This window comes from Bacillus cereus group sp. Sample62, from assembly GCF_036851315.1.
GTDB classification, from domain to species: Bacteria; Bacillota; Bacilli; order Bacillales; family Bacillaceae_G; genus Bacillus_A; species Bacillus_A wiedmannii.
In genome coordinates, this window is the sequence record NZ_JAFLPK010000001.1 from 139,649 (window position 1) to 150,000 (window position 10,352).

The following is a 10,352-nucleotide window of genomic DNA, read 5'->3' on the forward strand; positions in this document are numbered from 1 at the left end:
TTTGAAGGAGGGTTTAGTTAATGATTGAAATCGAAAAGCCGAAAATCGAAACGGTTGAACTTAACGAAGATGCTAAATATGGTAAATTCGTAATTGAACCGCTTGAGCGTGGATATGGTACTACTTTGGGTAACTCCTTACGTCGTATTCTTTTATCCTCACTCCCTGGTGCCGCTGTTACTGCTATCCAAATCGATGGCGTATTACATGAATTTTCAACAGTTGAGGGCGTAGTAGAAGACGTTACGACGATCATCTTAAACTTGAAAAAGTTAGCTCTTAAAATCTACTCTGAAGAAGAGAAGACGTTGGAAATTGATGTGCAGGGCGAAGGTATTGTCACAGCTGCTGATATTACTCATGATAGTGATGTAGAAATCTTAAATCCAGATTTACACATTGCAACGTTAGCAAAAAATGCGCATTTCCGCATGCGTTTAACTGCAAAGCGTGGCCGTGGGTATACGCCAGCTGATGCAAATAAAAGCGAAGATCAACCAATAGGAGTAATTCCTATTGATTCTATTTATACTCCAGTATCACGTGTGACTTACCAAGTGGAAAAGACACGTGTCGGACAAGTGGCTAATTATGATAAGCTTACGCTTGATGTATGGACGGATGGAAGCATCGGGCCAAAAGAAGCTATCTCTTTAGGTGCCAAAATCTTAACTGAGCATTTAAATATCTTTGTTGGTTTAACTGATGAAGCACAAAATGCTGAGATTATGGTCGAGAAGGAAGAAGATCAAAAAGAGAAAGTTCTTGAGATGACTATCGAAGAACTAGATCTTTCTGTTCGTTCTTATAATTGCCTAAAACGTGCAGGAATTAATACTGTACAAGAGCTTGCGAACAAAACAGAAGAAGATATGATGAAAGTTCGTAACTTAGGACGTAAATCCTTAGAAGAAGTTAAACATAAACTTGAGGAATTAGGTTTAGGTTTACGTAAAGACGACTGAGGATTTAAACCCATCAACAAAGGAGGGAACTACGAATGGCATACAGAAAATTAGGCCGTACAAGTGCGCAACGTAAAGCTATGTTACGTGATTTAGCTACTGATTTAATTATCAACGAGCGCATCCAAACGACAGAAACTCGTGCAAAAGAACTTCGTTCTGTAGTGGAAAAAATGATCACTTTAGGTAAACGCGGAGATCTTCACGCTCGTCGTCAAGCAGCAGCTTTCATTCGCAATGAAGTAGCTAACGCTGAGACTGGTCAAGATGCACTTCAAAAATTATTCGCTGATGTAGCTCCACGCTATGCTGAGCGCCAAGGCGGATACACTCGTATTGCAAAAATTGGTCCACGTCGCGGAGACGCAGCACCAATGGTAATTATCGAGTTAGTATAATGATAATTAAAAGGGCAGGACAGTTCTTTTCAAGAAACTGGTCATGGCCCTTTTTTTTAAATATAAAAATAGGCTAACTTGGCGAAGGAAAGGGTGCCTTGTATTGAAAAAAGAGAAACTTCGGACAGAAAATATATCATTTCAATATCCTGGGGCAGCCACTTATGCATTAAAAGATGTTTCATTTTCCTTGTATGAGGGAGAATGGGTATCTGTTATTGGACAAAACGGTTCAGGGAAGTCTACACTTGCAAAATTATTGAATGGTTTGTTTTTGCCGGAAGCAGGGACTATCACAGTAAATGACACAATGGTTTTATCAGAGGACACGGTATGGGATGTTCGAAAACAAATTGGGATGGTATTTCAAAATCCAGACAATCAATTTGTTGGAACGACAGTGCAAGACGACGTTGTTTTTGGCTTAGAGAATATCGGAATGCCAAGAGAGCAAATGGTAGAAAGATTAAATCAGGCCCTCAAACTTGTCCGTATGGAAGATTATCTTAATGATGAACCTCATTCGTTATCTGGTGGGCAAAAGCAGCGAGTGGCAATAGCAGGCGTTTTAGCACTTCAGCCATCTATTTTGATATTAGATGAAGCAACGTCAATGCTAGATCCTCAAGGGAGACGTGAAGTAGTAGAAACGGTTAGACAACTTGTTAATCAAAAAGGTATTACCGTGTTATCAATTACGCACGATTTAGAAGAAGCGGCACAATCAGACCGTGTCATTATTTTAAATAAGGGAGAAATATTAGAGGAAGGGACTCCAAAGCAAATCTTCAAGTCCTCTCATATGCTCCAAGAAATTGGATTAGATGTACCATTTTCAGTGAAAATAGCAGAATTATTAAAAAGAAATGAAATTCTCTTGCAAAATACGCATCTTACAATGGAAAGCTTGGTGAACGAACTTTGGAGATTACATTCCAAAAAGTAGAACATCGTTATCAATATAAAACTCCATTTGAAAGACGCGCACTTTATGATGTAGACGTGTCGTTTCCAAGTGGGGGCTATTATGCCATTATCGGTCATACTGGTTCAGGTAAGTCGACGATGATTCAACATTTAAATGGTTTATTGCAGCCGACGAATGGAACAGTTCAAATTGGTGAACAATTCATTTCGGCAGGAAAGAAAGAAAAAAAGCTAAAGCCACTACGTAAAAAGGTAGGGGTTGTCTTTCAATTTCCAGAACATCAGTTGTTTGAAGAGACTGTGGAGAAAGATATTTGTTTCGGCCCTACTAATTTTGGGGTATCTGTAGAAGAAGCGAAGCAAAAGGCAAGAGAGGCAATTGAACTTGTAGGGTTAGAACCAGAACTGTTAACACGTTCACCATTTGAGTTAAGTGGTGGGCAAATGAGGCGTGTTGCGATAGCGGGTGTATTGGCGATGGAACCCGAAGTGCTTGTATTAGATGAACCTACAGCAGGACTAGATCCAAAAGGGCAGAATGAACTTATGGAGATGTTTTATAAGCTGCATAAGGAAAAAGGTCTTACAGTTATCCTAGTAACACATAATATGGAGGATGCTGCTAAGTATGCGGAGCAGATTGTAGTCATGCATAAAGGAACGGTCTTTTTGCAAGGAAGTGCAGAGGAAGTATTTTCACATGCTGATGAACTAGAGAAAATCGGCGTGGATCTTCCTATGTCTTTAAAGTATAAACGTGCAATTGAAGAGAAGTTTGGCATTTCAATCCCAAAGGCTACCTTATCTTTAGAGGATCTTACTCATGAAGTTGTGCAGGTGTTACGAAAAGGTGGTCATGAATCATGCAGCAGTTGATTATTGGAAGGTATATTCCAGGGAAGTCTCTTATTCATCAACTTGATCCACGTACGAAGCTGCTGATTGTCTTTTTATATGTATTTGTTGTTTTCTTAGCAAATAATGCGATTTCATATGGATTTTTATTTTTATATGCACTCATTGCTTTATTTTTTGCAAAAGTGCCGATTCGTTATGTACTTTCGGGCTTAAAACCAATTCTATGGATTTTTCTTTTTACATTTTTCCTGCATATTTTTACAAATAAAGAAGGGGAAGTACTATTCCAGCTTGGTTGGTTTTCGATACATGAAAAAGGATTAGAGCAAGGGATATACATTTCTATACGATTCTTCGTTATTATTTTAATGACGACATTATTAACGTTAACGACGACACCCATTGAGATTACAGATGGTTTGGAGACGTTATTAAAGCCGTTGAAACGTATAAAAGTTCCTGTTCATGAAATCGCATTAATGATGTCAATTTCTCTTCGTTTTATTCCGACATTAATGGATGAAACGAGTAAAATAATGAAGGCACAAGCTTCACGTGGTATTGATTTCGCAGGAGGACCGATAAAAGATAGGATAAAAGCCATTATCTCACTACTCGTTCCTCTATTTATCAGTGCTTTTAAGCGTGCTGAGGACTTAGCAATTGCTATGGAAGCACGTGGATATCAAAATGGCGAAGGACGTACTAAATTTAGGCAACTACGCTGGAAAACAAGCGATACAGTAACAATTATAAGCTTACTTTGTTTAGCTTGTATTTTGGCATGGGTGCGATCGTAATGGAGAATAGAGAAATGGATAGAATAAAATGTACGGTTGCATATGATGGCATGCATTTTTGTGGTTATCAAATTCAGCCGCAGCAACGTACTGTTCAACAAGAGATTGAGAAAGCTTTGCAGAAATTGCATAAAGGAGAACTTGTTCGTGTTCAGGCATCGGGCAGAACGGATTCTACCGTTCACGCTAAAGGACAAGTCATACACTTTGATACACCGTTGTCTCTTGAAGAGTGGCAATGGAGTAATGCATTAAACACAATGTTGCCAGATGATATTGTTATCAGACAGGTAGAGAAAAAAACAGAAGAATTTCATGCGCGTTACGGTGTCGAGAGAAAAGAATATCGTTATCGTGTATTATTATCAAAGACTGCGGATGTATTCCGTAGAAATTACGTATATCAATATCCATACTCGCTCGAAATAAGCTCTATAAGAAAAGCGATTCCTTATTTTATTGGAACGCATGATTTCACTTCTTTTTGTTCGGCAAAAACTGACAAAAAAGATAAAGTGCGAACGATTTATGAAATTGAGTTAATTGAGCAAGGCGATGAATTAATTTTTCGTTTTGTAGGTAATGGATTTTTATATAATATGGTCAGAATTATTGTTGGTACGTTACTTAGCGTAGGGCAAGGAAAGCTTGATCCTGATAGCATTCCAGAGATTTTAGCGAAACAAAATCGTCAGTTTGCTGGAAAGATGGCTCCAGGTCATGGACTTTACTTATGGCAGGTAAACTATAACAACTAATCCTGGTGTAACATTTGCTTGACATTAGAAACTCAAAAGTATATCATAACATATGGTATTGTTTCTAAAACCACGATTAGCCCCGGAAGGAAATCGTGTTTAAGATAAACAATAGATTTTTTCTATGGAAAAGATAACGAGGAGGGAAACACATGCGTACGACTTTTATGGCAAAAGCTAACGAAGTTGAGCGTAAATGGTATGTGGTTGATGCTGAAGGTCAAACTTTAGGTCGCCTATCTACTGAAGTAGCATCTATTTTACGCGGTAAAAACAAACCTACATTTACACCACACGTTGACACGGGTGATCATGTAATTATTATTAACGCTGAAAAAATTCATTTAACAGGTAATAAATTAAACGATAAAATTTACTACCGTCACACTAACCACCCAGGTGGACTTAAACAAAGAACAGCTCTAGAAATGCGTACAAACTACCCTGTACAAATGTTAGAGCTTGCAATTAAAGGGATGCTTCCAAAAGGACGTTTAGGGCGTCAAGTATCTAAGAAATTAAACGTGTATGCTGGAGCAGAGCATCCACACCAAGCACAAAAACCAGAAGTTTACGAACTTCGCGGATAATCAATTAAAGGAGGGCTTACTTTGGCACAGGTTCAATACTATGGCACTGGACGTCGTAAGAGTTCAGTAGCGCGCGTACGCCTAGTTCCAGGCGAAGGACGCGTTATCATTAACGGTCGTGATTTTGAAAACTATATCCCATTTGCTGCATTACGTGAAGTAGTGAAACAACCTCTAGTTGCAACAGAAACTTTAGGTAACTACGATGTACTTGTAAACGTAAATGGTGGTGGATACACTGGTCAAGCTGGTGCTATTCGTCACGGTATTTCTCGCGCTTTATTAAAAGCTGATCCAGAATACCGTCTAACACTAAAACGTGCAGGTCTATTAACTCGTGACGCACGTATGAAAGAGCGTAAAAAATACGGTCTTAAAGGCGCACGTCGTGCACCTCAGTTCTCAAAACGTTAATTTTTGCGAACTACAAACCCCAACCATTTTGGTTGGGGTTTTTTTATGTTTCATTCCTCTTTTGTAATTTTTGTAGTTTGGAATATTTTAGTGCTATTCTCTCGCGTATGCTTCTTCTTTAGAAGTTTAGACTAATACGTATTAGGGAGGTTTATAAGTACTATGAATGTCATTGTCAGCTTACAAGAAAAACAAAAAGAAAAGCAGTTGAAATATGAACGGAAGATGCTGCGAGAATTATCATTAAAAACATTACGTTCAAATATTAGGGATGCCTTTCAGATGCAGGAACTTCATCGTCAGTATGAAGATTACTGTATTGAATTAGGGATAGAATCGTATTTATTAGGAGCGAGATACAGTAAGTTTGGTTATTATGGTGAATCATTCTTTGATGTGAAATATAGAGCCTTAGAAGAAGAGCAACAATTAACGGAAACACTATTTCAATTTTTAACGAGCATGACTATGCGGGAAATTAAGTTACAAGATGAGGAATTACTTTTTGAATCTTGCCAGCAGTTTATCGGCTTATGGTGGCAGGAAGGATATGAAAAAGGTGAAAGAAGATATCGATTAAAGCTTCATTAAGACAAGCATAAACTTTCCTCTTGTCCCATATAAGTAATTAGAGGGACTAGCTGGAGGAGGAAAGGTATGAAGAGAATTCGAATTATCTCTTTTGCACTCGCTGCGGTTATTTTGTTTTTTTTAGTCAAACAAGAATTTCAAATTACAAAATCGTGGCGAGCTTGGAATTTACCCTTATCAGGGAAAGTGATTGTATTAGATGCTGGGCATGGTGGGCCAGACGGAGGGGCAGTTGGTGGAAAAGATATTATAGAAAAAGATATTACGCTTGAAATTACAAAGAAGGTACAAGATTATTTACAAGAACAAGGTGCACTAGTTATTTTAACACGTGAGGGAGATTATGATTTAGCTCAGAAAGATACAAAATCATATAGTAGACGTAAAGCAGAGGATTTAAAAAAGCGTGTAGAGATTATTAATAAGCCTGATGTAGACTTTTTTGCGAGTATTCATTTAAATGCTTTAACTAGCAGTGGATCGAAAGGCGCACAAACGTTCTATTACCGTTCTTCGGTTGAAAATGAACGTGCTGCGAAATTTATACAAGCTGAATTGAGAACGAGTTTAGAGAATACGAATCGTTCTGCTAAAACAATTTCTCATGTGTATTTATTGAAGTATGCGAAAACACCAGGTGCTCTAATTGAAGCTGGCTTTTTATCGAATGTAAACGAAAGGTATATGTTAAATTCGGAGAAATATCAGCAAAAGGTAGCGGCTGCAGTATATCGTGGTATATTACGTTATTTCACGGAAAAAGGGAATCCTCCAGAATAAGGAGGATTTTTTGAGTTTCTCTCGTTAACGAAGTTTTCCGAAAATATGTTATACTGGAAATGTAAACGCATTTATTTTAAAAATAAAGAGAGATAAATTTAATTAACATTACGTTATTTTTCATACAGGGGGCTGGGTTAACTATGGTAACGAAAGAGCAAGTAGTGGAAGCGTTAGAAGGGATTGTAGATCCATTTTTACATAAAACGTTAAAAGAAACAGGTGCAATTAAAGAGGTAACAGTTAAGCCTGAGAAGGAACATGTAAGTGTTAAAATTGCAATCGTAAAAACCGGTACAGCGGAACAAATGCAATTGCAATCTGGAATTGTAAAGTTAGTAAAAGAACTAGGAGCAGCAACAGTAGGGCTTCGCTTTGCAGAATTTGCGGAAGAGGAATTAGCTCAGTTTGCACCGGAACAGGAAGAAGAGCAAAATGAATCTTTATTGTCACCGAATTCAAAAACAACATTTTTAGCAGTGGCGAGTGGAAAAGGTGGAGTCGGAAAATCAACAGTTTCTGTTAACCTTGCTATTGCTTTAGCTCGTCTAGGTAAAAAGGTTGGTATCATCGATGCTGATATTTATGGTTTTAGCGTACCGGATATGATGGGGATAGAAAAACGTCCTGTTGTAAGAGGAGATAGAATCATTCCAGTGGAGCGTCTAGGCGTAAAGGTAATTTCAATGGGATTCTTTGTAGAAGATAATGCACCGGTTATTTGGAGAGGCCCTATGCTTGGGAAAATGTTAAATCACTTCTTTACAGAAGTAGAGTGGGGCGATTTAGACTATTTAGTTTTAGATTTACCACCGGGTACAGGTGATGTTGCGCTAGACTTACATTCAATGTTGCCAGCTTGTAAAGAGATTATTGTAACAACGCCACATCCAACAGCGGCATTTGTGGCAGCGCGTGCTGGAGCTATGGCTTTACGTACAGAACATAGTATTCTTGGTGTTGTTGAAAATATGGCGTATTTTGAAAGTAAAACAACTGGTGAAAAAGAATATGTGTTTGGAAGAGGTGGAGGAGATAAATTAGCTACAGAACTTCAAACAGAAGTACTTGGCCGAATCCCGCTTCAACAACCTGATTGGAATAAAGATGACTTTGCACCGTCAGTATATGAAGATACACATACGACGGGTCTTATTTATCGTACGATAGCTGAGACAGTAATTGATAAAATAGCTATCACACAAAAATAAAATAATAATGAGTGGACGATACATATATTGTCCACTCATTATTATAATTATTATTTTTACTGTTGCTCCTTTTTACCGTCTTGGGAACCACCTTCACCGCCTGCTTCTTTTTTATCAGATCCACTTTTTTCGGCCTTTTGTACACCTTTACTAATAATATCAATCATCTTAGCTTGGAAGAGTGGGCTTTCAGCAGTTTCTGTTAGTACTTGTTGTAAATATTGGCGGTATTCTTTGCTCTTCATTGTTTGTAACATCATTTTTTCTACTTCAGGGTTTTTCATAATTTCTATAACGCCTGCTTGGTATTCAGGGTCTTTTAGTAATGTTTTCATTAAGGTCGTTTGTTCTTTTCCCATACTTTTAGCGAATTTCGATGAGAACTCAGGGTCTTTAAAGAGCTTTTCCCAGAATTGTTGCCCTTTGTCGGATACCATTGCATCTTCAATCGTTTTCTTTACTACTGTTTCATCTAGTATGAGTGCTTGTTTCATTTTTTCATCAGTTAACACATCTTGAATGGCTTTCTTACCTTGATCGGTTTTTAAAATATCAACAATCATTTTCTTCGTTTGGTCATAATCAAGTTCGGACTTTGCTTCTTTTTCTTGTGCACATGCTACAAGTACAAGAAATAGAAAAGAAGAAGTCAAAACGAGCAGCATCCGTTTCATAAGTTGGAACTCCTTTCAACACAGTTCTCTCTTTTTAATATAAATATCTTTAAGAAATTTATACATGAACATGGCTAGCTTTTTGAAATTGTCATTGATACAATTTAATTAGAAATATAAGGATAATGGGGGATGTGTTGTGAATAGCCGCAAGTGGGTACGACTGTTTTTTACGACGTTGTTTCTTGGTGGGATTAGCACGGTCATTATTGGATTTGTTTTGGAGTGGGACAAGTACGCTAAATTTTTTCAAAATTTCGACGGAAAGGAGATTTTAGCAGTTTCCTTCTGGTTGATGGGTGTAGGATTTATTTTTAGTGTTATAAGTCAAATGGGGTTCTTTGCCTATTTAACAATCCATCGTTTTGGACTGGGGATGTTCAGGTCACCTTCTTTATGGAATGCAGTCCAGCTCTTCTTTATTGCATTCGTTTTATTTGATTTCGTGTATTTAAGATCCGTATTGATTGCAAATGGGGAAGTTTCGTTAGGGAATAACATACTTGTTGCAGGTGTATTATTTGTGTTTGGGGCGATTGTTGCTTACATAAAAAGTAAAGAAACGAATAGAAAGGCATTTGTGCCCGCTTTGTTCTTTATGGTTGTTGTAACAATTCTTGAGTGGGTACCAGCGCTTCGTATTAATGATACAGATTGGTTGTATTTAATGGTGATACCACTTTTATTATGTAATGCATATCAGTTACTTATATTACATCGTTTAATTGGAAAGGCGAGTAAGTCGGCTTAAATAAGAGAGATTTTTGAGTTTTTATGCAGGGTAGTTGTACGAATGTAAATATCGGGATGAAAAAAGCTCTACTACCTTAATGATAGGTAGTAGAGCTTTTTATGTGTGAAGGCACGAGGGGGAAGAATTACCTTACATCTTTACTTTTTGTACTTGTGTTAGAAATAAGTTGTGATACTGATATTTGCTCATATCCGTCACTCTTTAATTTTTGCAGAAGCAGTGGTAAAGCTTTATTTGTTTGAAGGGCAGAATCGGATGCATGTAATAAGACGATATCTCCACCTTTTAAATTAGTAGAGACATTGGAAACGATATTGTTTACACCTGGGTTTTTCCAGTCGTTTGAGTTATTACTCCAATGGACGATGGTGTATCCGAGTGATTCTGCTATTTTAAGTGTTGCTTTGTTAAAGTCTCCACTAGGTGGACGTAATAGTTTGACTTGTTTCACACCGAGTTTTGTAAAAACATCCTGTGCTCGTAAAAGATCTCTTCGTATTTCATTTGTCTCTAGAGAAGTGTAGGATGTGTAATTATAACCCATACTACCGATTTCATGTCCATCTTTTATGATGCGTTCAACAACATCAGGGTGTCTTTCTGCCCATGCAGCAGAAAGGAAGAAGGTTGCA

At 37.6% G+C, this 10,352-nt stretch carries 14 protein-coding genes (1 of these 14 cut by a window edge); 12 read left to right on the forward strand and 2 right to left on the reverse strand.

Features of this window, described 5'->3' with window-relative positions:
• Nucleotides 1-20 precede the first annotated feature (20 nt).
• The 11 genes from J0835_RS00805 (at nt 21) to J0835_RS00855 (ending at nt 8,292) form a co-directional block, all read left to right on the forward strand.
• Nucleotides 21-965, forward strand: a complete 945-nt coding sequence (locus tag J0835_RS00805; protein ID WP_000569644.1) for a DNA-directed RNA polymerase subunit alpha — start codon at nt 21-23, stop codon at nt 963-965.
• A gap of 35 nt (nt 966-1,000) precedes the next feature.
• Nucleotides 1,001-1,363, forward strand: a complete 363-nt coding sequence (rplQ, locus tag J0835_RS00810) for a 50S ribosomal protein L17 (protein WP_000331490.1) — start codon at nt 1,001-1,003, stop codon at nt 1,361-1,363.
• Nucleotides 1,364-1,466: 103 nt separating this feature from the next.
• Nucleotides 1,467-2,309, forward strand: coding sequence for an energy-coupling factor ABC transporter ATP-binding protein (locus J0835_RS00815; RefSeq protein WP_140386633.1), 843 nt, complete (start codon nt 1,467-1,469; stop codon nt 2,307-2,309).
• Nucleotides 2,285-3,166, forward strand: coding sequence for an energy-coupling factor ABC transporter ATP-binding protein (locus J0835_RS00820; RefSeq protein WP_087979123.1), 882 nt, complete (start codon nt 2,285-2,287; stop codon nt 3,164-3,166). Before J0835_RS00815 ends, J0835_RS00820 begins: the two co-directional genes overlap by 25 nt.
• Nucleotides 3,154-3,948: an energy-coupling factor transporter transmembrane component T family protein gene (locus tag J0835_RS00825; RefSeq protein WP_001186519.1), complete on the forward strand. Its 795-nt coding sequence runs from the start codon at nt 3,154-3,156 to the stop codon at nt 3,946-3,948. The genes J0835_RS00820 and J0835_RS00825 overlap by 13 nt, the downstream gene beginning before the upstream one ends.
• Before the next feature lie 14 nt (nt 3,949-3,962).
• Nucleotides 3,963-4,706 (forward strand): tRNA pseudouridine(38-40) synthase TruA, encoded by a 744-nt coding sequence (truA, locus tag J0835_RS00830; RefSeq protein WP_087979129.1) that lies wholly within the window; start codon nt 3,963-3,965, stop codon nt 4,704-4,706.
• Nucleotides 4,707-4,858: 152 nt separating this feature from the next.
• Nucleotides 4,859-5,296, forward strand: a complete 438-nt coding sequence (rplM, locus tag J0835_RS00835; protein WP_001260795.1) for a 50S ribosomal protein L13 — start codon at nt 4,859-4,861, stop codon at nt 5,294-5,296.
• A 21-nt stretch (nt 5,297-5,317) separates the two neighbouring features.
• Nucleotides 5,318-5,710, forward strand: coding sequence for a 30S ribosomal protein S9 (rpsI, locus tag J0835_RS00840; RefSeq protein ID WP_000079986.1), 393 nt, complete (start codon nt 5,318-5,320; stop codon nt 5,708-5,710).
• Nucleotides 5,711-5,872: 162 nt separating this feature from the next.
• On the forward strand, nt 5,873-6,301 hold the full coding sequence (locus J0835_RS00845) for a YbaK family protein (protein WP_001101006.1): 429 nt from the start codon (nt 5,873-5,875) through the stop codon (nt 6,299-6,301).
• A 66-nt stretch (nt 6,302-6,367) separates the two neighbouring features.
• Complete coding sequence (gene cwlD / locus J0835_RS00850; protein WP_087979124.1) at nt 6,368-7,081, forward strand: N-acetylmuramoyl-L-alanine amidase CwlD; 714 nt, start codon at nt 6,368-6,370, stop codon at nt 7,079-7,081.
• Nucleotides 7,082-7,224: 143 nt separating this feature from the next.
• Nucleotides 7,225-8,292 carry an Mrp/NBP35 family ATP-binding protein gene (locus tag J0835_RS00855; protein ID WP_087979125.1) on the forward strand — a complete coding sequence of 356 codons (1,068 nt, stop codon included), beginning with the start codon at nt 7,225-7,227 and terminating at the stop codon, nt 8,290-8,292.
• 56 nt (nt 8,293-8,348) lie between these two features.
• Here the strand turns inward: J0835_RS00855 and gerD are convergent, their stop codons facing one another.
• On the reverse strand, nt 8,349-8,966 hold the full coding sequence (gene gerD / locus J0835_RS00860) for a spore germination protein GerD (protein WP_048562644.1): 618 nt from the start codon (nt 8,964-8,966) through the stop codon (nt 8,349-8,351).
• A gap of 139 nt (nt 8,967-9,105) precedes the next feature.
• On the opposite strand from gerD, the gene kbaA reads away from it, so the two are divergent.
• Entirely contained in the window at nt 9,106-9,717 is a 612-nt protein-coding gene (gene kbaA / locus J0835_RS00865; protein ID WP_087979126.1) for a KinB signaling pathway activation protein KbaA, read from the forward strand.
• Nucleotides 9,718-9,844: 127 nt separating this feature from the next.
• Here kbaA and pdaB read toward each other — a convergent pair whose 3' ends face one another.
• Nucleotides 9,845-10,352: the 3' portion of a polysaccharide deacetylase family sporulation protein PdaB gene (gene pdaB / locus J0835_RS00870; RefSeq protein WP_087979127.1), read on the reverse strand. The gene runs 257 nt beyond the window's last position; the window shows 508 of its 765 coding nt (coding positions 258-765); its start codon lies beyond the right edge, outside the window; its stop codon occupies nt 9,845-9,847.